The following is a 22,088-nucleotide window of genomic DNA, read 5'->3' on the forward strand; positions in this document are numbered from 1 at the left end:
CGTACCGACCGTGAACCACAGCACGCTCGCCCTGGGCCGGCAGCTCGGCCGGGGCGGCCAGGGCGAGGTCTACCAGGTGACCAACAAGAAGATCAATGAGGCTGACGGCGGCGGCTGGGAGGTGGTCTACAAGGAGTACAACGCGACCGTACTGCCGCAGCTCGACGCCGCCGCGCTCGCCACGAGCGTCGCCCTGCTCGGCGAGCTGAGCGAGGCCGAGGGACGGTGGCTGTGCGAGCGCACCGCCTGGCCCGCCGCACTGGTCGAAAAGCAGGGCCACGCCAGCGGCTTCCTCATGCGTGTCATACCCGACCGCTTCCAGTTCACATACCAGAGCCTGGCGAACACCGGCCCGGACACCCGGCGCCTGGCAAACCTGGAGTACCTCCTCAACACCGACGACTACGTCACCAGCATCGGCCTGTCGGTCAGCGAACACGACCGTCTGCTGCTGTTGGCCGACCTGGCCGCAACACTGACCCGGCTGCACCGGATCGGCATCACGGTCGGCGACCTGTCCCCGAAGAACCTGCTGTTCACCACGACCCCGAAGCCCGAATGCTTCCTCATCGACTGCGACGCCATGCGGCTGCGCGGCGCGAGCGTCCTGCCACAGACCGAGACCCCCGACTGGCAGATCCCCGCAGGCGAGGAGAAGGCCACCCCAGCGAGCGACATCTACAAGCTGGCCCTGCTCGCCATCCGGCTCTTCGCCCGCCACCAGAGCGCCACCGACCCCACAGCGCTGGCCTCGCTCGCCCCGGCAATCGGCGACCTTGCCCGCGCCGGCCTCAACCCCGATCCAGCCCTCAGACCGACGCCGAGCGCGTGGGCCGAGCAACTCACCGCGGCAGGCAACACGGCATCAACGATCCCCGCCAAAACGACCGTTACCGGGCACACGCCCAGCCAGTCCAACGCATCCTCGACTCCCCGCCCCACAGGAAGACACCCCACAGGAGGACCCCCGGCGGGAACCGCACCCACGCCGACAAACAGCCCACCCGGCACCAAACGGCCGGGGTTAGCACCCATGGACCTGGCCCTCGCTGCCGCCCTGGTCGCGATCGTCCTGGTCGCGATCATGCTGCCGCACAACAATTCCAGCCCCGCAACGGACGTTTCACCGCAGCCCACCATCTCGCAGGAGAACACCTCCGGCCCGTCCGAGCGCCCGGGCAACGGCTACTCCGACAACAGCGATACAAGCAGCGGCGACGGTGACCGAACGGCACGCGACAGTTCCACTCCGCCCAGCGCCGAGGACGAGGAGTTCAGCGCCGTCTCCACCGACGACTGTCTGAGCAACTACATCAACAGGGACACGGACTGGACTCCCTCCACGCCCACTGTGACCGACTGCTCCGACACCGACGCCTACTTCCGTGTCACGTCGATTGAGCAGCAGGGGAACTGCGTTTCCGACGACATGACCTGGTTCCACAGCAACAGCGACGGCACCGACACCAATCTCTGCCTGGACCGCAACTACGCGGACGGCCAGTGCATGTTCGCCCACGCCAAGGACGAGACGCTCTCCATCTACAACAACGCGGTCACCCCATGCGGCGCCGGCATCCCCGACGGCTACCAGTACATCGTCCAGCTCACGAGGGTGTACCCCCTCGGTGCTCCCGACGACGCCTGCGGGGACGACGGCATGTGGAAACCAGACAGCGATGCGGTCCTGTGCGGGAAAGTCATCTGGAAGCGTCGCGGCCTTCCCGACATGTAGCCGAGGACGGTGGAGCGAACAACACCCCCCTTCAGGGGGAGCGGCCCATTGTGACCGCGCGCCTGGCACGGGATCGTTGATCTCACCAGGTCAACGGCTTCCCACGGGGAAGTGCACCCCCGAAAGGATGGCTCCTGTGCAGGCGCTGCTCTCCTCCCGTCCAGTTCTGGGGTTCCTGTTCCGGGGTACGATGGCGGCGGATCTTGCCGCGACCAGGCCGCCACGATCTCCTCATCGGCTTTCCGTCAAGTCTGCGTGTTGAACTCCTTGTGGCTGGCGAGATGGTCGTGCAGGGCCGCATGGCGGAACTGATAGACCGGGCCGATGGCACGCAGCAGACCCAGGCGGTGGGCATCGTCGAGGAAGTCCATGACTCGCCAGGGAAGCCGGTGTTCGAGGGCCAGCCGGGCCACCGCAAGGGTGCAGGCCAGCCACGCATGATGCTTCCCTACCATGAGCCCGACCGTGAGCCCGAACGTGAGCCCGGACACGAGCTTGGACCCGGACCCGGACCCGGACACGAGCACGAACGCGAGCCCCACCACGAGCCCGGACACGAGCCCTGACACGACCGTTCGAAGAACAAGAAGGGCCCTGTCGGCTCGCCAGCTGGAGTGGGGTGTGCTGGTCGATGTGAGCGTGGGTTGTTCCGCCCAGTCGATCAGCCCCGATATCAGTGTGGCCCCGAGTCCGCCTGCGAGCCCGATCACGGGCCCGAGCACAAGCATGGGCGTGAGCCTGCCCGCGGAAGCGCCCATGAGCCCCATGATCCCGGCCATGCTCTCGCCCCCGAGTCCGGCTGCGAGCACGACAATGAGCCCGAACACCAGGTTGTCTTTGATGGCGCGGAGCAGAAGGAGTGTTCGTCCGCGCAGGCGGAGGTTGGCGTAGCCGGGTGCTTCGTAAGCCCAAGACCTGGCGCGCTCGAGTCCGACCACGAGCCCGACCGTGAGCCCACTCACAAGCCCGAACCCAAGATCGAACAGGAACCCTGTTACGAGTCCCAACGTGACCCCGAACGCGAGCCCGGCTGTTGACCGGACGTGAGGTGTGGTGCGGGCGATATGCCACCAGGCGATGTCGCGGGTGGCGGTCGGAGGGAAGGCACGAGCCAGGTAGGTTAAGTAGCGTCGGGTGGCGTCGAGGTCGAGCCGGTGGCGGGGCCGGAAGTGGTCGGCGCGGTCAGTGCTGGGCGGGCGAGCCTGGATCAGGGTGGGGATGAGGAGGTCGAGTAGGTGGGCGCGCAACGCGTCGGCGTCGCGGCCGAGAGGGCCGGTCAGCGGGGCAGGAGTGGCTCCGGGGGCCAGATAGACGGTGCGGATCAGCCACAAGCCCAGCGGGGTAGCGGCGAGCCGGGTCAAGCCGGGCAGAGCGCCGGATCGTAGTGCGGTCAGGGGCTGGGCCCAGGGATCGGAGGGGGCGGCGGGCAGGCAGGCGGTCAGGTAGTCCGCGGCGGCTTGCGGGGTTATGGGTTTGGGGACGATGACCGCGGCGGCAGTCAGAGGCCGGCCGGTGTCGAGGATGGCAGTGGTGAACTCGGCGCGGCGGCTGGTAAGGATGAGCTGGTCGCGGGTGGTTAGCGAGGCGTTGAGCGCTGCGATCACCTGGGCGCGTGTGGGTGCGGGGATTTCGTCCAGGCCGTCAAGGACGGGCAGGATGTGGCCGCCTTCGGCCAGCGCGGCGGCGGCGCCGGCGCCGAGCTCGGGGGCGGCCAGGGCCGGGTAGTCCTGGGCCAGGCGGACGGCGAGCCAGTCCTGCAGCCGGGGATGGGCGCGTGTGTCCCAGCCGGAAACCGGTAGCAGCACCGGCACCGGCACGATCTCGCTGGGTAAGGCGCTGGCCTGATCGGCCGCGCGGGTGGACAACAACTGCAGCAGCAGTTGAATCGCCAGGGTGGTCTTGCCCATGCCCGCGTCGCCGGTGATGACCAGCCGCCGCCGGGTCAGGCGGCGGAAAGCGTCAGCCAAGGTCGCGATCTTGTCGCTGCGGCCGGTCAGGGCGAACTCGGCCTCGGCGCTGATCAGGCGGGGCTGGCTCATCACCGTCTCGTCGGCGGTGAGCTGCCAGTGCACCGGAATCGGTTCGGGGTCGTCCAGCAGCCGGTGGCGGGCTTCGGTGCGCCATTGTCGCTCCACCAGGTCGGCCAGCACCTGCGCGGCTGTCTCCACGCCGGCGACGTCGGCCGTGGTGGCTGCGGGTGTGGCACGCCGGGCCCAAGCCCATATCGCCCCCACCAGCATCGCCCCGGCCAGCGCCACGGCGACGACATCGGCGAGGTTGACCTCGGCATCTGGTTTCAGCGCCCGCCATACCGCGGCCACCGCCGCGCCCACCGCCAAGACAGCCAGCACGGCGACGAACATTCGCCAGTTGACCTTGCGTCTGCTCACCCCGACATCGTCACCTGTGGCAGGCGATCCGGGCAGCGGTTGCGCGCGAATCGTGATTGGTGAGCGACTGCCGGCGTGGACGCCAGCCGGTGTGCCGCCAGGCCTGGGACAGCCGGCCACATCGATCCCGGAAGCGTGCACCGGCTTGACGGCGATGTGATCCACGAGCATGGCGAGCAGTTCCTTCTGCGCTGACAGGTCAGCGTTGCCCCACCAGCTCTCCACGGTGTCGGCGCCGGGCGGCACGACGTCAGTGCCCCGCTTCTGCGCGATTGGCCAGCAGCAGTCAGGGCGCCAGCTCGGGTGTTCGCAGCCGTTCCAGCACCTGCTCGGCTACGGCGGGTGCGAGCACGCGCGCTGCGATGCGGACCTGTCCGCACCCTTCGGCCGTGCACATGTAGCAGAGGACGCCAGCGGCCTGGTCCTGCTACAGGGGCGCGCCGCACGCGCCGCACGTGAGGAGGCCTTCGAAGATCATGTCGGCGCGCCAGCCGTGCTCGGCGTTGTTGCCCTCCCGGCCGGCCAGTGCTGCGAGCCTCCCGACCGCCTCCTTGCGGGACAATCCACCGGCAGCGTACGCGGCTCTCACGTGCTCGGCCTTATCGGCGGCGTCCATCCTCGGCGGCGTCGGCCGTGGTGTTTCGTCGGTCGTGTCCGGGTGGGCGGGACGGCGGAGAGAGGGCGCCGCTTTGCTGCGAGGTTGCTATTGCTTATGTGCCCAGTGTGACGTTGTAGAACAAGTCGTCTTTGTCCGACGGGCTATTGCGTACCGCTCCGTGATCGGTTTCGCTGTTCGTGAGCTTGCGCTTACCGGTCGCGGGAAGGACGCTTGTCGTGGCGAGTGACGCTGTTTCAGGAGCCGGGCAGCAGCACGGGCTCTCTGCAGGCGTCGACCTGAGCGGTCAGCTTGAGCTGGATCTCTTTAGGCGGCCGGCCGAAGATGCGGGCGCTCCGACCCAGGGCAACTACCATTACCAGACCGAGGTTATTGCCTCGTACTGCCTGAGCCTGCACACCGACACGTCGATCGTGAAGATCATCTGTGAGTGGCAGGAGGACTTCATTATCGTGCGGGACCGGCCGCCCCTGCTGGAGCTGGTGTCGGTCAAGCACCACGACCAGATGGTGTACACCACAATGAAGTCGCTGTGTGACCACGGCGGGATCGCGCACCTGTTCGACCGGTGGCTCGGCTACACCAGCCGGCCGGTCGTACGTCTGGCCAGCAACACGCGTCTGGGCGGCAGACCCGGTGACTACACGCCGCGTGCCCTGCTGGACGTGTGCCGGGCCGGTGAGCTGGACACGCCGCGGGGGACCGCGCTGGTCGCGCACCTGGCATGGGCCATGATGGAAATGGCGGCGAAGTCCACCACCCTCGACAACATCCCCAAACCCGCCGCACCGGTGCCGCCCAAACCGAAACGGCACGACCCGGCTGGTCTGCCGGCAGGGCTGTTGGAGATGCTCCTGCGGTTCGTGCGCAGATGCCAGTTCGACTGCGAGCGGCCAGCCAAGCGTGACATCCGGGACGTCAACATCCGGCAGATTGTGGAACCCGCGGCCGGCACGCTTGGCTTCGCGACATCGGCAGCCGCTGACGTCTACAAGGCGGTCGTCGATCTTGTCGCGGAAGCGAGCCGGGACGACAGCGGCCGACCCGTCGATCTGGCCCACTATCTGACCAGCCCCGGCGCCTACGACCCGCGGTCGGAGATCGCGCAGACGGTCCAGCGGCGGACCGTCTCTCGTGACGCGATCCTGGACGCGATCCGGCTCGGCACGCGGCGCGCCGTCGGCGACCCGGTGTCGCTGCTGCGGTCCGGACAGATGCCGCCACGCGCCCCCGGCGGTCATCGCCTTATCGAAAAGATGCGTGATGCCCTGATGGGCGATGACGAACGGGACAATGCCTTAGGCCTGCGGGACCTGTGGCTGCACATCTGGCCGCAGGCCAGGACCGGGTTTCCGGAGGACATTGAGACGCAGTTCCGGTTGGAGATGGAGATCCTCGACATTGTCCGCCGGATCCGTGCCCAGCTGATCGGCAAGGGCGGCCACTACGGCATCCAGTTCCAGGACCTGCTGCATGCTGAACTGCGCCGGGCAGAGCTCAGCAAGAAGATCAGCGTGCCACTCGACGACTTCCACATCCTCGGGTACGCCTACGAGTTGAGCGACATGTGCAAGTTCGGGTTTTCGCGACCGGGGGGCGGATGATGGCCGCGCCGCTGCCCGCTGCCGCTGTCCTGGCGATCCGCCAGGAGAGTCTCTATCACGAGGCCAGGGTCCTCATCCTCATCTGCCAGTTCACCCAGCCAGGCGAACCATTCCGCGGCCTGACCAAACTGGCGAAGATCGATTTCCTGCTCCGGTATCCGGTCATGGCCGAACGCCTCCTGCCGGCCGGCGCCGCCGGACCGGTCGCACCGACCGACGACGAGCGACAAGCGGTGGAGAGCCGCATGATCCGCTACAAGTACGGGCCGTGGGACGATCGCTACTACCCCATCCTCGGCGCGCTGGTCGGCAAACGCCTCGCGACGTTCGCCCGGGTCGACGGCTCCACCGAGATCACCCTGACTGATGCCGGACGTGACCTCAGCGCCGCCTTGGAGAGAACCAGCCCATGGGCGGTCGTGGCCGAGCGGGCCCGATTCCTCCGCGCACACTTCGACCTACCCGGCCGAGATCTGAAAGACCTCATCTACGACCAGTTGCCGGACGTCGTCGCGCTCCCGCTCAGAAGCGAGATTTAGGTGACTCCTCCGCTCCCTGAAGGGAGCGGCTTCTCGCTAAGCCGCTTCCGCAGCCTCGCGAAGGGCAAGCCCTGCCCTCAAGATGTTGACGGCCGCGTTTACGTCGGCGTGCGCATGGTGGCCGCACGCCGTACAAGCGAATCCGGCCTGGGTCAGGCGGTTCTCAGCCGCGCAGTGCCCGCAACGCGAGCAGGTGCGGGAGGTGTTGGCGGGGTTCACCGCGATCAGCTCGCGACCGGCGCTTTCAGCCTTGTGCGTGAGAATCGTCAGGAACACCCCCCAACCCGCGTCCAGAATCGATCGGTTAAGACCAGATTTCGCCGTGGCCCTGTTGGGCAGCCATCCGCCCTTGCCGTCCGGCTTGGGCGCGGCGCGCCGGGTCATGTTGGCGATGCGCAGGTCCTCGTGCGCGATCAAGTCGTAGTCGCGGACCAGCGCGCATGCGGCCTTGTGCGCGTGGTCGAGCCGCTGACGCCGCACCTGGGCGTACAGCGCCGCGACCCGCGCCGCAGCCTTGCGGCGGCGCTTGCTCCCTCGCTTCTTGCGGGCGAGGGCCTGCTGGGTCGCTGCGAGCCGGTCAGCGGTCGCGGCGAGGCGGCGCGGGTTAGCGATGTGCTCGCCGTCGCTCGTGGTGACCAGCGAGGCCATGCCCATGTCGATGCCGGCGGCCGCGCCGGTGGCGGGCAGCGTTTCGGCGGGCACATCGTCGCACGACAGGATGACGAACCAGCGGGCGCCTTCCCGCTTGACGCTGATCGTCTTCACGGTGCCCAGCACACGCCGATGCTGGTGCACCCGCACATGCCCGACGCCCTGCAATCGCAAGTAGGTCGCGGCTGGGTGGCACGGCTGGGAGCCCCACCGGCAGCCGTCGCCGTCCTTGGGCCACTCCACGGTGTCCAACCAGCCCCGCCCCTTGAACCTGGGGTAGCCGGGCTTGCCACCACGTTTGACCCGGCGGAAGAACGCCGCAAACGCTTTATCCAGGCGGCGGAGCGTGGCCTGCTGGGAGGAGAACGACCACCGGCCCTGACCGTCAGGGTCGCCGGCGCGGATGTGCTTCAACTCCGCCGACTGGTCGCTGTACCGCACCGTCACCCCGGCCTTGCGGTAGGCAATACGACGGTGTTCGAGAGCGGCGTTGTACAGCTGGCGGTGGTCTTCCAGGCACTGCGTGAGCGCGGCAGCCTGCTTGCTGGTGGGGCGCAGCAGGAACTTGAACGACCTGCGCACGCCCACCTCCCACGCTCGGCAGCGAGAACGCCACGGTATCGGCTGGCAGCGACGAAACCCGGAAGGAAATCTGTGATGCGCAGACCTGACAGGCCACGGCGCGCTCGGGCCTTGGCGGCCCTCCCGCTCCCGATTCCCCCGTCACCTAAAGGCTACGGTCCCCTCGGGAGACTCTGATGGCCACGAACCTGCGTATCCGGTCCCTGACCGTGTCGACCAACCGGGCGTCGCACACGTTCGACTTCACCTCCCCGCTGACGTTCGTCACCGGCACGACGACGATGGGCAAATCGACGCTGCTGATGCTGATCAAGCACGCGTTCGGAGGCAACGCGGCCCTAACCCCTGCGGTGGTCCAGCACGTCACCTACGTCGACCTCGCCATCCAGGCAGGGGAGTCGTCGCTGATCCTGCGCCGCAGAATCGGCGCCGACTCCGGCGTGGTGGAAATACTCGAACCGGGCTCGCACCTGGTGCAACACACCTGGGCGGTCAGCCCCAAGCCCGCCGACGGGCCGTCCATCTCCCGGTTCCTGCTCGAGGCGTTGGGGATCCCGGTCGAACGGGTGCCGACGTCCCGGGCCGGTGTCAATTCCCGCACCGTCGCCCTGACCTTCAAGGACATCTTCCGGTACTGCTTCCTGCAGGCCAAGGAGATCGACCGGTCGGTGGTCGGGCACCTCGACACCACGAACATCAACCCGAAACGCATCGCCGCGTTCGAGTTGATGTTCGGCCTGACCGACCCGGAGCTTGTCGAGCTGAAACGCCAGCGAGGGATCGCCCGCGACCGTGCCAAACAACTGGACAAGGACGCCGCTGCAATCGACCGGTTCATCCGCGACACCGGCATCGCCGATGTCGACGAGCTGCGGGCCCGCCGCATGAATCTGCTGCAGCAGCTCGCAGCGGCGGAGGACAAGCTGCGGGCGACCCGCGACGAATTCGCCGCGCTGACCAGTGCGGAAGAAGACCGCCGCGCCGAGCTGTCCGAGGCCCTGACCGCATCGCAGAAGCGGCACGAGGAAGCCGACCTGCTCGCGGTCACCGTTCGCGGCCGCGAGGCCGCCCTCGCCCAGCTGCGCCTAGACCTGGGCAAAGCCGAACGGCGCAGTACCGCGATCGGACTGCTCGCGCCATTCGAATTCGCCACCTGTCCGCGCTGCATGCAGGACCTCAACGGCCGCGATGTTCCCGAGACGGACTGCCGCCTGTGCTGCCAGCCGCTCGCCCCGGTCGACATCGAAGACGTCCACGCCTCCGACCAGAACGCCGACCGAATCCGGGCACAGATAGCCGAAACGGAAACCCTCCTCCACGCCGACATCACCGCGCTCGAACAGGCCCGGCTGACGGCCCGCCACACGGACCTGCACCTGGACACCCTCCACCGCGAATACGACCAGGCGACCGCCAGCACGGCCTCCCCACGGATCGAGGCGGTCGCCCAGCTGAGCCGGCAGGCGCAATCCCTACGCCACAGCATCGACGAGACCGGCCGGCACACGCAGATGTGGCGGCAGCTCGACCAGGTCCGCGCCGAGGCCGCTGCCCACCGCAAGACGGACCGGCAGCTCAAGGTCGACATCACCGAACGGGAGAAAGCCCTCCGCGCCCGCGGCGCCCAGCTCGATGACATCAGCGCGGCGTTCACCGACGAGGTCAACCTGATCGGCATCCCCACCGACGGCACCGCCCACATCGATCCGGACACCTTCCTGCCGCTGGTGGGAGACACCGCATTCGAGAACCTACAGGCCAGCGGAGGCGGCGCCAGCACTGCACTCAACATCGCCTACCACCTGACCCTGCTCACCACCGCGCTCGACCACCCCAACGTCCTGCTGCCGAGCCTGCTGATCATCGACTCCCCGCGCAAAGCGATCGGCACCGTCGACCGGGACCGCGAACTCGGCCGCCGCATCTACACCCGCTTGGCCACCCTCGCCCGGGCATACAAGGACCGGATCCAGCTGATCGTGGCCGACAATGACATCCCTGCCGAGCTCGTGACCACGCGAAACACGATCGTGCTCACCTCCGAGCGCTCGGCCGTCCCCGGCGTCACCAACACCGGCGTTGGCGAAGGCCAGCGAGTCGAGGACCTATAGACGCCGGAAAACCGCCTCAATCGCGACCAGGAGGATCGAGTCGGGCGTCACCGGAAACTGCAGGTCAGACGCTGAGGCGGCTGCTGTGGATGACCGTGTCCAACACAGGACCGGATTGCCTCCCACAGTCGCTCTATTGCGCCGGCCTGGGAGGACGCCATTTCAGGAATGGGACATTGCTCAGGTGCCGGCTGGTCAGCGCTCTCGCGCGGCGCATGTCCGCCATACTCCGGGGCGACCCCTCCAGATCCAGGCTGACCGGGAGCCGCCGTACGAGTGGGTACTCTGGCCGCGGCTCAACTGCTGGAGTCCTATCGTTTCCGTGTCCTGGTGGAACGGCGCAGACACGATGGACCCGGCGCTGCTCCCGATCGCTGACGAGCATGGTTACCCGACAAGGAGGCCGGAGTGTCCGATACCGGCGACGACAAGCCCTGCGCGGTCTGCGGCGACCCGCTTGAGATCTGCGCAGAGCAGCGGCGGCTGACCTACGAACGTTGCTGCCCAGCATGCTCGACCCGGGACACCCACACGCGTGGCGCGTTGTGCGGCATTCCCTGGGGCGTGTGCCCCGATCATGGAGCGACGCTCGCGGTCAGCAGCGCGGCGACCGCATGCCAGGAGTGCGGCCGCAGGTGGCCCGGCGACCGGTTGAACCAGCCGTGCCCGGACCCGATCACCAGGACCGAGGAAGCACGGCATCTCATGCGCACCGGCATGTGCGGTGGCCACGCGAACGCGCTCGCAGCGGTGTACGGCATCGAAACCGAACCGCTCCGTCCAGGTCGGGCCGCTCCCGAAGCCGGGGAATGGGACCACGGGGGCGAGGCCGCCCTGTACGTGCGCCGCCGCTACCAGCTGCCCACGGCCAAGCGGCGAGCCCGCATCGTCGTCGACGGTCAGCCGGGCACCATCCTCGGCTTCCGTGGCGCCTACCTGCTGGTGCGCTTCGACAGTGACCCAACCGGCCGCGTCCTGTGCCACCCGACCGCACACGTCACCTACCCCACAGCCGAGCAGCCCGGCCCGCCCCTGCCCGACGGCCAATCGGCCCGCCTCCAGCAAGGAGATGCCTTGTGACCACGCATCCGCCTCGGCTCACCCGCGCCCATGCCACGCCGCTGCTCCTGCCCGCACCTGCCGGACACCCCTCCCGAACGGTTCCGGTGCTTACCGACGAAGGACGCCTCACCTATGCCGCCCCGCAGGCCGTGCTCGAGGGACAGGCCGGACGCGCCGTCCTCACCCGAGCCGAGTTGCTCGATGCGGAGATTCGCGTGCTGCCCGACACCGGCGCCGTCTGGCCCCCGGCTGCGTCCCTCGGCTGGACGACGTGCTCGACTACCTCAACGAATGGCTGGCCAGCGAGCATCTGACCTCCGCTTCGGACCCCGGCGACACACCGGAGCAGGGGATGACCACCTCAGGCAAGCAAGGAGCCGCCGGCGAGCCCGCGCAGGGAGCCCCCGCGACATGATCCATCCGCACGCAGCATGTTCCAGTGCCGACTTCGCCGCCGCGTGGTGGGCGAACTACCTGTGCGCTCCAGACGTCGACGAGGGGGACCTGACTGAGGTTGACCCGGCCACAGCAGTACTCGAACCCACCACCGCGGCGATGCCAGGATCAGCGGCCGATGAGGGTGTGATCAGCCAAGAGCAGGTATCTCGGTTGTTCACCGGCATAGCCGAACGCGTGACGGCCGAGCTCGGGTACGGCCGGCGAGTCCGGCTCCGGGTGAGCCACCACGCCGTGGACCCGATCCTGGGCGACGCTCTGGCCGACGCGGAGATCGACCTGAGCGACGGGCGTCTGGCGTTCGCTCTTCCGTCTGCCGCCATGGAGATCACCCATGACGCTGTTGTCGTCCAGCACGCCTACACCGCTGATCCTCCGCAGATCCTGTGGCAGCCAAGCTCCGATCAAGCCGGCTCGTAGATTCCGCGTGGCCGCGGTGCCTGCAAGACGCCCTCCGCGCCAGCCGTTGGCGGGAGTAGATTGTTGACGAGCGATCGGGACAAGGTGAGCCGACATGGCACATCGAGTTCGAGGGGTGTCGGAGCAGAGAAGCGGAGACCGACATGGAATCCGTTGATCTGCCACTCGACATCCGTCCCTGTGCACGCGGTGGTCGCCCCAAGAGCTAGGTGCCCTACACGGGGCGTGGTTTCCCAGACCATGCCTCGCCCAAGGGCTGGGCTGTTGCAGTGCGAACTCGTCCCACAAGCCGTGGGGCGGGGTTCCCCCGACTACACGCGTTCGTGCCTGCCATCGGAAAGGACGGGGTCGATGTCCCTAGCCCTTCGTAAGGACAGCTAGCACAAGGTGTGGGCTGCGATCGGTGAAACGGCCAGCAGCCCCTACGTCTGGCTCCTACCGATCGCTCTACCAGTCGTGGCGTTTCTGGGAGTCCTTCGCCTTATGGCCAAGGGCGACGCACACAAGGTGGAGTCGCTGAAGTGGAAGACCAGATTCCTTGGTGAGCTTGAGCTGACCTTCCGCGAATCGGACTCCTCCGACATGGGGGACAGCAGTGGCGATGCCTTATCGGGCAACGTACCTGCATGGAAGGGATGGTGGCGTCGCCTACATAGGCGGGAGTGACCACTCCTCCGAGGCATGAGCTCTCGAACCTTCCGCGGCCCCGGCCATCCATCATGGCCGGGGCCTGCTGCTTTCAGGGTGCCCTAGCCGTCGAACCCCTCCAGCCGCCAGACGCGGCGGGCCACGTCCACCAATCGTTGTCTTGGGTCTTTGGCCTCTTCTCGCAGGTCAGAGCGTTATGATCTTGTCAGGCACGTAAGCCATGTTGGCTGCGTTGCAGGCAGGCATGCGCTCTGGGGGCGAGGCCCATGCCTGCGCCGCGCCGGCCGTGTCAGCGGCCGCGTCAGCGCGACACCGGCCGGGCATCAGAGCGGTCCGCGACCGTAACGACCATGAACGGCTCAGTGATTGCGGCCGGGACGCCGCGTAAGGCGTACGAGGACAAGATCGTCCTGGACGGCATCGACTTCCGTCACACAATGCGGGGCCCGCTGGCCCGCTACGACGTCATGCAATCGTTATCTAGGGTTGGTGGACTATTCCTGCAGGTCAGGGAGAAATGATCTCTTCTGTCACGTAGGGCAAGTCGGCTGGAGGCCGAGGCCCAAGCCGGGCCTGCTCTGCCCGCACTCGAAGAAGAACCAGGCACCCACCGCGGCTAAGGGCCCGCCCGTAGCTTCCAGCAAAAACCAACGATTAGCTTTTGATCTTGGTCTGGCGAGTCATCACCGCGGCGAAGCGGAGGTTGGAGCGGATGACGGTAAAGCTGTTGTCGCGGCTGTGGCACACACGCTTGAATCAGCAGGCCACCACGGCCAGCTGCGGATGAGTCGTAAAGGAGGAGGCGCTTGATGAGTGAAGCGTTCTACTCGCACGCGAGGTTGTACGACCTGATGTTCCCGGGCGGCGGGCCCGCGGTCGACTTCTACCGGGCCGAGGCCGATCGGCAAGGCGGGCGCGTGTTGGAGCTCGGGTGCGGCACCGGGCACAAGCTGATCCCCATCGCGTCCGACGGGCATCCGTGCGTCGGCCTGGACTTCTCGTCAGACATGCTTGCTGAGGCTCAGCGTAAGGCGAATGAGCGCGGTGTGGCGGTGGAATGTGTGCAGGGCGACATGCGGGACTTCGATCTGGGCCGCACATTCGACTTCGTGTTCATCACAGCCAATTCCCTGCTGCATCTGCATGAGGCTGAGGATCTGGTGAGCTGCTTCCGGTCGGTCCGACGACACCTGGCACCTGGAGCACGGTTCGTCTTCGATGTGTTCAACCCGAGCGTGCGCCTGCTTGCCGAAGCCGATGGCGTGCGGCGCACCCGGGAGTCGTTCATGGATCCTGACCGTGGCAATGTCAGCGTCGATGTCGCCGAGATCTACGATGCGCCCGCGCAAGTCACACGCGGGACGTGGCACCTCTCGACTGACTCCGAGCCCGACTTCGTCGTCGCACCGCTCGAAATCAGGAGCATCTTCCCGCAGGAGCTGCCGCTGCTCGTCTCGCTCGGCGGCCTTCGGCTCGTCGAGCGCTTCGGCGACTGGTCCGGCCGGCCATTTGCCGTGGATACGCCGCTTCAACTCTGCATCTGCGAGTCCGCCTGATTGACGGCGAGGGTCTTCGCAGGACCGTGCTCGAGCACGGTCACGATGAGAGCTCCAAGTCTTTCTAGATGATCAATTCCAAGGGATGCCTGCGGAGGGTGTGGGTGGGGCGGCGGCCGAAGCCACCGCGAGACGGTCAGGCGGCGGGCTGCCGGCCCTGGTTGTCGAGGTGGCAGCGGGCGGTCAGGCGTCAGGGTCGACTTCGGGGCGCGTGAACCGCACGGGCTTGCCCAGCGACCGGGCGTAGGCGATTTCGGCTCGGGTGCTGTCTCCGATGTAGTCGCCGACTACGAGCACCTCATCAGCGAGCCGGATCTTCGCCCGGTGCAGATCGTCGAGTCGAACCTTCAGCGCCTCGGCCTCGACAGGATCGGACCAAAGTTCGTGCGGCGACTTCATGTCACAGCCCGGTTTGACGACAATCTTTCCGGCTTTGGTCTCCCGCAGATCGGTCTCGGTCATCTCGGTCATGAAGCGGGTGGAGCCACAGATCACGACGATACGCGGGAGGCTCAACAGCTTCTTCGCGTCGGCGAGCTTCTCCTCGGGAGTGAGTAGTTGCGGGTATGACACTGGTTCCTCCTGGTGGTGTGGTCCAAGGGGTGCCTGCGGAGACGAGAACGAGGGTGCTCGAGCTGCCCGCTCGGCTTCCCTGGTATTGATTCAGCGCGGGGGCCGGGAGGCGAGGTAGCGGGGGAGGTGATCGTCACAGCAGGCCCAACGGGTGCCGGACTTGTCGGTAACGGTGTATTTGGGGTCGTTGGGGCAGGGGTTGTTGCGGTCGCCGCCGCCCCAGGTGCAGCGGGTGCGGCTGGCCTGGCCGAGTCGGGGATCGGCGGGGTCGTAGTCCTCGATCTTGGTGGCGGGTGGGCGCAGGCCGGTGCGGTCGCCAACCTCGACGACCTCGTCGGCCCCGAAGGCGCGGCTGGCGCCGGATGGGCTGAGGTCGGCGGCCTGCCCCAGGGTTTCCAGGGTGTAGGGACGCGGGGCGACGTAGACGCGGCCGTAGGCGAGGAGGAGCCGGATCTGAGCGTCGGCGTCCCTTTTGACCGCGACCAAGTCCTCGATGGTGGTCAGCAGGGGATCGAAACCGGGTCCGCTGGCGTCCCATGCCGCGTCCAGGCTCTCCACGAACGCGGCGCGGGCTTCCTCGACGCCGGCGACCGCAGTGTCGAACGACTCGGATGTGGTCTCGTTGTGCTCGGTGGCGACCGGCATCGGGTAGCAGATCGCCGCGAGATCAGTAAGCATCTCACGTGAAGTCATACAAGAAGCATGCAACATTTTTTGCATGAGTACAAGAATATTGTACGAAGATCGAAACATTGAAGGAGTATAAGTCTCCACTGCCGGGATGATCTTCGCGCCCGGGCCGACAACGGCATCTCGTGCGCCGCCGGGCCGCCCGCCTCCGGAGCTTGCGCAGCTCCGCCGAGCGAAAGTCGCTTGGCCACATCCAGCCGTACCTCGCCGTAGGGCTGCACGTGCTGCCAGAACAGCGGGGTCAGCCCACGCCGGTCGGCGAGTTTGAGCAGCTCAGCCCACTCGCGGTCGGCCAGGACGTCCTGCAGCATCAAGGTGTTGATGTATTCACTGAACTACTGGCCGCCCAGGTTGCTGTCTGGGTCAGGATCGGTGAGAGCTGACGAGTAGTAGGTCTCGGTCGAGAGGGCTCGAAGGAAGGCGCCGATGAGGCGACGGGTGATTGCTCCGGGTCTTTGGTTGAGTTCAGCCCAGGTGGTTGCTGTGGTGGCGGTGTAGTTGTCCCGGTCGTATGGCGGGCCGTCGTCCCAGGCGTTTCGGCTAGGGGCCGCCCGAAGCCCTCGAAGGCCGGTGGCTCCGAACGCCAGCGCCCAGTTTCCGAAATAGCCTGCCCGCTGGCGCAGGTGTGGGATCACTGCCACCGGCACAGATTCGTTCGCCGCTGTGCAGCCCGTGTAATACCCGTCATTGGAGTGGATGGCATCCCCAGTACGGCCGGGCCGGACCGAGCGGCAACGTCGACACGAGCTACTACCGCGGGTGTCCTGAACTCGACGGTTGGCCGGGGTCGTGCAGTACGTAGGCCGGCGCGGGGCTGTGAGAGCTGCCGGTATCGCGGTGGGCTGGCTGCGGGGAGCGTTTCGCGTCGGCGGGGGAGCGATCGTGGTCGGTGACGCGATCGGAGGGCATGTTGTCGAGGGTGGCCTGGCCGATGTCGCTGGCGTCGCGGGCGGCGCCGGTGCTGGCCGCGATGAGCGTGTGTTGGGCGAGGCTTCGCCGGGGACAACATCGGCGGCGGCTGCTGGCGTTCGAACGTGCTCGGCGTCGACCTGGACGTCAAAGGCGCCGTCGACGGCACCGCCGCCTGCGCGGAGCCTGACTGGCCGTGGCCGGACACGCTCGCCTGTGGCCGAACACAGCCGCCGGTGAGTCGATGGCGGCCTTGCCTCTTCGCCGGCAGGGTGCGCACACTGAGCGGTGACCCCTTCCCGAAAAGAGGCGAGATCAGCAGTGAAAGCATGGATCCTGCTCGTCGGCGGTGTGCTGTTCGCCCTGCTGGGAGCGGTGTGGACGCTGCAAGGGCTGGGCGTTCTGGGCGGCAGCGTGATGAGCGGCGTCACCGCGTGGGCGGTCATCGGCCCGGTGGTGGTCATCGTCGCCCTGGTTGTCGCCGTCATTGGGGTACGGGGCTTGGCCAAGCGGCAGCCTCGCGACTGATCTACACCACGTTAAAGGAGGCTCGTCCCCCAGCGACACCGGCATGGCCGACGCTCACGGGTCATCCATCGGTGTCGACAGCGGCTTGGCTTCGCCGGCGCGCGACGCCAATCCCCTTGAATTGATGGCTGGCAGGCGCGCGGAGCCCCCGGACGGCTACGGCCGGGTCGGGGCTCGCAGACCACAGACCTCTCGCCGCATGGCCGGGCCCCACGACCTCATCCCATGCCGGGTAGGCCCACAGCCCAAGTACGGCTGGAAGGGGCAGCCGGTTGACATAAAGCCTGTTAGCGAGCAACGCGACCTGCGGAAACGCTCGATCCAGCGTCATCGCGCCGCAGGGCGCCTGACTCATCCCCGAACGCCCGGACCGAAACCGGCCCTCTACGAGTGACATCATCGCGCACGCCGACCCTTGGCGACGCCGCTCGTTGGGGCCGTGTGGCGCGATCCTTACCGGCAGGCCAACCAGGCGAAGCTCGCGGTCAGCAGTACGTCCAGCTGCCCGTCCATGGCCGAGGTCCGCGCCACGGTGGCCACCGAGAAGCACAGACGGACGATCACGCTGCGGGCCCGGATGTGAGGTGGCGCGGCACAGTGAAAGGGGTCCTCGGTGGTCGGCCTGGCGGAGGGTCGCCGGCTTTGAGGGGCGGACGCGGCGGCCACCATGGGACAGGAGACGACGAACACCCCCGCCCGGCGTTGAGGACGGGAGTGCCTGCCCTTCGTTGCGGGACGTCAGAAAACGATGGTCCACCCTTCGCGGTTGGCCTGGTCTGCGGTGTAGGCGACACCATGAATTTTGAGCCCGGTGTCATCCAGGAGGGTGATCGCGCCGCCGTTGTTGCCCAGCTGCAGCGCTTCGGTGACCGGCACCACCAGGGTGGCCCCGGCCGCGAGCGGCCCGGCCGGCAACGCGAGCGTGCGCTTGGCCCGATCCGTCAGGTGCCAGCCCTGCAAGTCGATCGGATCGGGCGAGGCGTTGATCAGTGTGATGGTCTCGCGCTCTGGCGCCGGTCCGTCGGGGTTGACCAGCGCGGCCACAATCCGCACCGGTTCTTCGCCGGCGGGCCGGGCGGGCGCGGTCTTGATGGCGTGCCCGGTGCGGTCGTCGGTGTGCCAGGCCTGGGATTGGAAGGCGAGGAAGATGGCGACCCACCGCGATGCGCCAGGGAAATGGAGCAGCAGGCCGCCGTCTTGCCAGACGCCGTCGTCGGACCGGAACCGGCCGCTGTTGCCTTGGTTCATGTGGACGTCGTGCACGCCGTTGCCCGGCCGGAACCCGAAGACCTTGTCCGGGGCGCTGGTTTCGGGACCCCACCGCTCGCCGAACACGAACATGTGCGCGTCGGGGTCGCTGATCGCACGCTGCACGAAGTGGTCGAGCCGGTCGGCCAGGTCGTTGTCGTCGCCCGGCAGCTCGGGCGGCAGCGGCCGCATCGCGGCGGGGTCGAAGAGGTTGCCGCGGATGAAATCCACGGCGGCTCCGCCGGGCGCGGACGCCAGCGGCGTCCACCCGCTGCCGGCGGCCGGAAGCAGCTGGACGACGGGGTGGCGGAAGTCCTCGGCCGCCAGGTACAGCAGCTCGGAGGGGCCTGCTGCGATTGCACGTTCACCGCCACCCGGTAATCGGTCCCTGCGGCGTCGGTGAGGTGGATCTGGTAGTGCGGGGTGTCTGCGCCCCCTTCGCGACGCCGGTCGACCGCGCGCCCGGCCAGCACACCATAGGACCGCAGTGGCATAAGTCCACTCCTCCTGAACGACGATCACATCCCGCGCCGGTCCGGTTGACGCGGCGTACCCGGGCAGAGGCTAACCGCCAGATCGCGGCACGGGAGGCCTATCGTCGAAACCAGTCCGGGCGGTCTTCGATCGCGTATGGCCGCCTGAAGTCGCCCTGGCAGGGGTACGGGCGGAGCACGCCGGAAACACACCGCGTGGTCCAGGCGTCTGATTCGGTTCAGCGCTTGCGTCGCCGAGCCGCAGGGTCGTGCTCGGCGGTGATATGGGCGGAGGTCTCCTCACCGAGCCGGACGTAGTGGCCGAGGCTGGACAAGTGCTGGTGGCGGGACTTGGCCTGCAGTTCGGGGGCGGTGCGGCCGGCGGCGGCCAGGTGGGTCAGCGCGCTGTGGCGGAGCTGGTGCAGGGTCCAGCCGTGGCCGTGCGGGTCGAGGGCGGTGGAGGCAGTCTTGAACAGGTGCTCGGCGCGCGGGTAGGACAGGCGGCCGCGGCCGGTGACGGGGCAGATGTCGGCGGCCGCGGGCGCGCGGTGTCCGGAGGTGGGGGCACGCCGACCGGCTAGGACGACGGGCCCGGCCTGGCCGCCTTGGAGGAGACGGGGTAGCAGGCGGGCGGTGGCGGTGGCCCAGTGCACGTACTCGGTGGCGCCACCCTTGGAGGTGACGCGGGCGCGCCGGTACTCGAGGTCGAGGTCGTCGATGTCGAGGTCGAGGATCTCCTCGGCTCGGGCGGCGGTCTCATACAACAGGCGCCACAGCACCCGCTCCCGCAGCGGGTGCCGGTCGTCGGTGAACAGCTTCTCCAAGCGGGCCTGGGGGATGGCGCGATCACCGCGGCGGACGGTCTTGCGCCGTGTCAAGCGGCGCGCCGGGTTGGTCGCCAGGAGGTCCTGGCGCTGCGCCCAGGTGGTGAAGGAGACCAGCGCGGACAGGTGCCGGTTCCAGGTGGCGGCGGCCGCGGCCTCCCAGCGGTCCATCACCGCGGCGTAGCAGTCGGCTGCGCGACATGGTGGAAGAGGCGGTCAACGTGCCACACGTGAAAGAAAGGATCATCTCGCTCTGACCTGCGGGTCAAGCCCGTCAACCCAAGATAACGTCGGGCCGGCGTCGGCCACGCCTTCCGCCTCGGCGAGGAGACCTCCAGCTCGCGGCACCGCCGAGCACGACCCCGCCCGCCGCCGATGCACCCGCTGACTAAGCCAGTCCCCTCAGCGCCGCCACCGATGCAGTATGCCTTCAATGCCAGCCAACGTGCCTTACAAGATCATCACGCTCTGACCTGCGAGAAGAGGCCAAGAACCCAAGATAACGATGGTCAGCACGGGCAGCACCGCAGCCAGGGAGTGAAATACTGCTCGACGAACTGCGCGCGCGCCCAGGCCGCACGCGAGCTGCGCCGACGTCGGCGCGCTGCGGACTGAACGAACGCCGCACCGCACCGAGAAATAGCTATGCCCCGGCTGCGTGCGATGCAGAGGCAGGACCGGGGCTTATGCCTCGACAGTACCACCCTTTGTGTTGGCAGGAAACTATGGGAAACCAGAAGGCGGCCACGATGCAGGAAGCTGAGGCCAAGCGGTTGTGTACGCTCCTGTCTCCTCTCCGTCTCGCCGAATACCAGCTGGCCTGCGGCGGTGACGACGTCGCCGCCTTGCGGCTGCACTGCTGGAACACGGAGATCAGCGAGGCGTTCTACGGGCCCTTGCAGTACCTGGAGGTGGCCATGCGCAGCGCGATGACGCGCGAGCTGACCACCTACTTCGGACGTGAGGATTGGTGGAGCGATCCGCGCCCTCAGCTCACCTACGGCGGCCGCCAGCGCATCATCGAAGCCGAGCAACAGTTGCAGCGCATCGGTCTGACCCCCACGCCTCACATGGTCAGCGAGGAACTGCCATTCGGCTTCTACGTCTCGTTGCTCGGGCCGGGCAACGGCTACGACCAGCGGCTCTGGCGCACCGCTCTGTACCGGGCTTTCCCTGCCTACCGCGGCCGCCGCCGGCTCCTGCACCGTCAGGTCGACCACCTCAGGATCTTTCGTAACAAGATCGCCCATCACGGACCGATCCATCACCGCCACCTTGTCGCCGACCACGAGGCGATCCTGCAGTGCCTCGGCTACATCGACGCGGGATTGGCCACCATGGTGCGGCAGCACAACCGGGTGCCCGAGGTCCTTGGTCGGCGTCCTTGATCCTGTTGTGCGACAGCGCCGCCCGCTTCCCCGCAAGGAACCCCCGCCCGGGCACGCCGCGGGGCCGTCGACGGGAGTGCTCCTTTACTACGCTCCCGCGCCAGCCAGCGGCGGGGGAGGGGCCTGGCCGCGCTCGCCGTCGGCCGCAGGGCAGAGAGACCAGCAGACGGTTGCCAACCGAGCACGGTGGCAAGCCGGCGTCAAGTTCTCAAACGGTCACCCACTTCGGCGGGCCGTCCGCGTCGTCCGGGTGTTCGCGGCCAACCGGGGCGACCGCCTGGAAAGATTCCAGCCCTCAGCCGACCCCGCCCGGCGCGACGCTGACCGACGCCGGGTCTGGACCACCCGCTACATGCGCTCCGGGCACGGCGACGAGTTCAGCGCCCGCGACGCCATGTCCGCCGCACGAGCCGCGATGACCGCGACGAAGGACATGCACCGCGCCACCACGTTCGAGGCCGCCAACCCCCACTCCATCGCCCGCCAGGAGTTCGCCACCATGGCCCAAGCCGCCAACGAGTGCATCACCAAGGTCGCCGGCATCGACACGGTCGGCCCGCAGGCGGTCCGGCGCGAGAACACCAGCCTGCTCACCCAGATGATCGCCGACCTCGAAGCCCGGCTCACCGAGCCGGCAACAGGCTGACTCCGGCCGCCACCGGGCCATGGCAGCCGGTCCCCGGACGCACCGCAACCCCCAACGACTCCGGCCAGGAGATCCGTCATGACCCCGCTCGAATACACCCTCGCCAAAGCGCTCACCGAGGTCGTCATCAGGCTAGACCTCAGCGACGACGACGCCATCACGCCCGAGGCCACGATGCAGGTGATCGAGCCGGTGGCCGCCCTCCTGCAGGAGTTGTCCGAGCAGGACCGGCAAGCTCTCGCCGACGTGATCAACCAGTTCGCGCAGCAGGAAACTGACCCTGAGCGGCATCTGACGGCCTGGGAAGCGCCCGAAACCCTGGGTCTCCTGGTCTGAGGGCTGCTGTCTTGATGCTGTGATCAGATTTCTGCCCGCGCTGCGCATCGGCCGCAAAATCCTGGTGCCCACCGCGCCGAGGGCCGCCCCGGACCGCCCTGGC

At 67.8% G+C, this 22,088-nt stretch carries 22 protein-coding genes and 1 pseudogene; 15 read left to right on the plus strand and 8 right to left on the minus strand.

Going from position 1 to position 22,088, the window contains the following annotated elements; translation table 11 throughout:
- Window positions 1-10 precede the first annotated feature (10 nt).
- Window positions 11-1,735 (plus strand): LppU/SCO3897 family protein, encoded by a 1,725-nt coding sequence (locus tag ACWDRB_RS62590; protein ID WP_449911472.1) that lies wholly within the window; start codon window positions 11-13, stop codon window positions 1,733-1,735.
- A gap of 245 nt (window positions 1,736-1,980) precedes the next feature.
- Here ACWDRB_RS62590 and ACWDRB_RS62595 read toward each other — a convergent pair whose 3' ends face one another.
- Together ACWDRB_RS62595 and ACWDRB_RS62600 are read right to left on the minus strand one after the other, a co-directional pair.
- A complete protein-coding gene (locus ACWDRB_RS62595) occupies window positions 1,981-4,371 on the minus strand; it encodes an NACHT domain-containing protein (protein WP_449911474.1) in 2,391 nt (796 codons plus the stop codon).
- 181 nt (window positions 4,372-4,552) lie between these two features.
- The gene (locus ACWDRB_RS62600) at window positions 4,553-4,714 is read right to left on the minus strand and encodes a hypothetical protein (RefSeq protein WP_449911476.1); all 162 of its coding nucleotides are present in this window, start codon (window positions 4,712-4,714) and stop codon (window positions 4,553-4,555) included.
- 245 nt (window positions 4,715-4,959) lie between these two features.
- Between ACWDRB_RS62600 and ACWDRB_RS62605 the strand changes: the two genes are divergently transcribed.
- Both ACWDRB_RS62605 and ACWDRB_RS62610 read left to right on the plus strand, forming a co-directional pair.
- Window positions 4,960-6,345, plus strand: a complete 1,386-nt coding sequence (locus ACWDRB_RS62605) for a dsDNA nuclease domain-containing protein (protein ID WP_449911478.1) — start codon at window positions 4,960-4,962, stop codon at window positions 6,343-6,345.
- On the plus strand, window positions 6,342-6,884 hold the full coding sequence (locus tag ACWDRB_RS62610) for a hypothetical protein (RefSeq protein WP_449911480.1): 543 nt from the start codon (window positions 6,342-6,344) through the stop codon (window positions 6,882-6,884). Before ACWDRB_RS62605 ends, ACWDRB_RS62610 begins: the two co-directional genes overlap by 4 nt.
- 36 nt (window positions 6,885-6,920) lie before the next feature.
- Here ACWDRB_RS62610 and ACWDRB_RS62615 read toward each other — a convergent pair whose 3' ends face one another.
- Entirely contained in the window at window positions 6,921-8,117 is a 1,197-nt protein-coding gene (locus ACWDRB_RS62615) for an RNA-guided endonuclease InsQ/TnpB family protein (protein ID WP_449911482.1), read from the minus strand.
- A gap of 176 nt (window positions 8,118-8,293) precedes the next feature.
- Here ACWDRB_RS62615 and ACWDRB_RS62620 point away from each other — a divergent pair, with 176 nt between their 5' ends.
- The 6 genes from ACWDRB_RS62620 (at window position 8,294) to ACWDRB_RS62645 (ending at window position 14,370) form a co-directional block, all read left to right on the plus strand.
- Window positions 8,294-10,228 carry a hypothetical protein gene (locus ACWDRB_RS62620; RefSeq protein WP_449911484.1) on the plus strand — a complete coding sequence of 645 codons (1,935 nt, stop codon included), beginning with the start codon at window positions 8,294-8,296 and terminating at the stop codon, window positions 10,226-10,228.
- A 408-nt stretch (window positions 10,229-10,636) separates the two neighbouring features.
- Window positions 10,637-11,308 (plus strand): hypothetical protein, encoded by a 672-nt coding sequence (locus ACWDRB_RS62625; protein WP_449911486.1) that lies wholly within the window; start codon window positions 10,637-10,639, stop codon window positions 11,306-11,308.
- Between the two features lie 253 nt (window positions 11,309-11,561).
- Complete coding sequence (locus tag ACWDRB_RS62630) at window positions 11,562-11,705, plus strand: hypothetical protein (protein WP_449911488.1); 144 nt, start codon at window positions 11,562-11,564, stop codon at window positions 11,703-11,705.
- Window positions 11,702-12,166, plus strand: a complete 465-nt coding sequence (locus ACWDRB_RS62635) for a hypothetical protein (protein ID WP_449911489.1) — start codon at window positions 11,702-11,704, stop codon at window positions 12,164-12,166. The genes ACWDRB_RS62630 and ACWDRB_RS62635 overlap by 4 nt, the downstream gene beginning before the upstream one ends.
- Window positions 12,167-13,164: 998 nt before the next feature.
- A complete protein-coding gene (locus ACWDRB_RS62640; protein ID WP_449911491.1) occupies window positions 13,165-13,335 on the plus strand; it encodes a hypothetical protein in 171 nt (56 codons plus the stop codon).
- A 288-nt stretch (window positions 13,336-13,623) separates the two neighbouring features.
- Window positions 13,624-14,370 (plus strand): class I SAM-dependent methyltransferase, encoded by a 747-nt coding sequence (locus tag ACWDRB_RS62645; protein ID WP_449911493.1) that lies wholly within the window; start codon window positions 13,624-13,626, stop codon window positions 14,368-14,370.
- Between the two features lie 183 nt (window positions 14,371-14,553).
- Here the strand turns inward: ACWDRB_RS62645 and ACWDRB_RS62650 are convergent, their stop codons facing one another.
- Window positions 14,554-14,943: a hypothetical protein gene (locus ACWDRB_RS62650; protein ID WP_449911495.1), complete on the minus strand. Its 390-nt coding sequence runs from the start codon at window positions 14,941-14,943 to the stop codon at window positions 14,554-14,556.
- A gap of 90 nt (window positions 14,944-15,033) precedes the next feature.
- A complete protein-coding gene (locus tag ACWDRB_RS62655) occupies window positions 15,034-15,636 on the minus strand; it encodes a hypothetical protein (RefSeq protein ID WP_449911496.1) in 603 nt (200 codons plus the stop codon).
- Window positions 15,637-15,788: 152 nt separating this feature from the next.
- Between ACWDRB_RS62655 and ACWDRB_RS62660 the strand changes: the two genes are divergently transcribed.
- The 3 genes from ACWDRB_RS62660 (at window position 15,789) to ACWDRB_RS62670 (ending at window position 17,653) form a co-directional block, all read left to right on the plus strand.
- Window positions 15,789-16,016, plus strand: a complete 228-nt coding sequence (locus ACWDRB_RS62660) for a hypothetical protein (protein WP_449911498.1) — start codon at window positions 15,789-15,791, stop codon at window positions 16,014-16,016.
- Window positions 16,017-16,863: 847 nt separating this feature from the next.
- Window positions 16,864-17,070 carry a hypothetical protein gene (locus ACWDRB_RS62665; protein WP_363973284.1) on the plus strand — a complete coding sequence of 69 codons (207 nt, stop codon included), beginning with the start codon at window positions 16,864-16,866 and terminating at the stop codon, window positions 17,068-17,070.
- A gap of 439 nt (window positions 17,071-17,509) precedes the next feature.
- Window positions 17,510-17,653, plus strand: coding sequence for a hypothetical protein (locus ACWDRB_RS62670; protein WP_449911499.1), 144 nt, complete (start codon window positions 17,510-17,512; stop codon window positions 17,651-17,653).
- A gap of 155 nt (window positions 17,654-17,808) precedes the next feature.
- Here the strand turns inward: ACWDRB_RS62670 and ACWDRB_RS62675 are convergent, their stop codons facing one another.
- The 3 genes and pseudogenes from ACWDRB_RS62675 to ACWDRB_RS62685 all read right to left on the minus strand — a co-directional run bounded on the left by ACWDRB_RS62675 (window position 17,809) and on the right by ACWDRB_RS62685 (window position 19,786).
- Complete coding sequence (locus ACWDRB_RS62675; RefSeq protein ID WP_449911525.1) at window positions 17,809-18,123, minus strand: lamin tail domain-containing protein; 315 nt, start codon at window positions 18,121-18,123, stop codon at window positions 17,809-17,811.
- A 105-nt stretch (window positions 18,124-18,228) separates the two neighbouring features.
- Window positions 18,229-18,812 (minus strand): annotated as a pseudogene (locus ACWDRB_RS62680) (DUF2278 family protein); the annotation flags it as partial.
- 218 nt (window positions 18,813-19,030) lie between these two features.
- Window positions 19,031-19,786 carry a tyrosine-type recombinase/integrase gene (locus tag ACWDRB_RS62685; RefSeq protein ID WP_449911501.1) on the minus strand — a complete coding sequence of 252 codons (756 nt, stop codon included), beginning with the start codon at window positions 19,784-19,786 and terminating at the stop codon, window positions 19,031-19,033.
- Window positions 19,787-20,340: 554 nt separating this feature from the next.
- Here ACWDRB_RS62685 and ACWDRB_RS62690 point away from each other — a divergent pair.
- From ACWDRB_RS62690 to ACWDRB_RS62700, 3 genes are all read left to right on the plus strand, one after another.
- On the plus strand, window positions 20,341-21,003 hold the full coding sequence (locus ACWDRB_RS62690) for a hypothetical protein (protein WP_449911503.1): 663 nt from the start codon (window positions 20,341-20,343) through the stop codon (window positions 21,001-21,003).
- A 250-nt stretch (window positions 21,004-21,253) separates the two neighbouring features.
- A complete protein-coding gene (locus tag ACWDRB_RS62695) occupies window positions 21,254-21,649 on the plus strand; it encodes a hypothetical protein (protein WP_449911505.1) in 396 nt (131 codons plus the stop codon).
- A gap of 78 nt (window positions 21,650-21,727) precedes the next feature.
- On the plus strand, window positions 21,728-21,985 hold the full coding sequence (locus ACWDRB_RS62700; RefSeq protein WP_449911507.1) for a hypothetical protein: 258 nt from the start codon (window positions 21,728-21,730) through the stop codon (window positions 21,983-21,985).
- Window positions 21,986-22,088 lie beyond the last annotated feature (103 nt).

Source organism: Nonomuraea sp. NPDC003707, assembly GCF_053587055.1.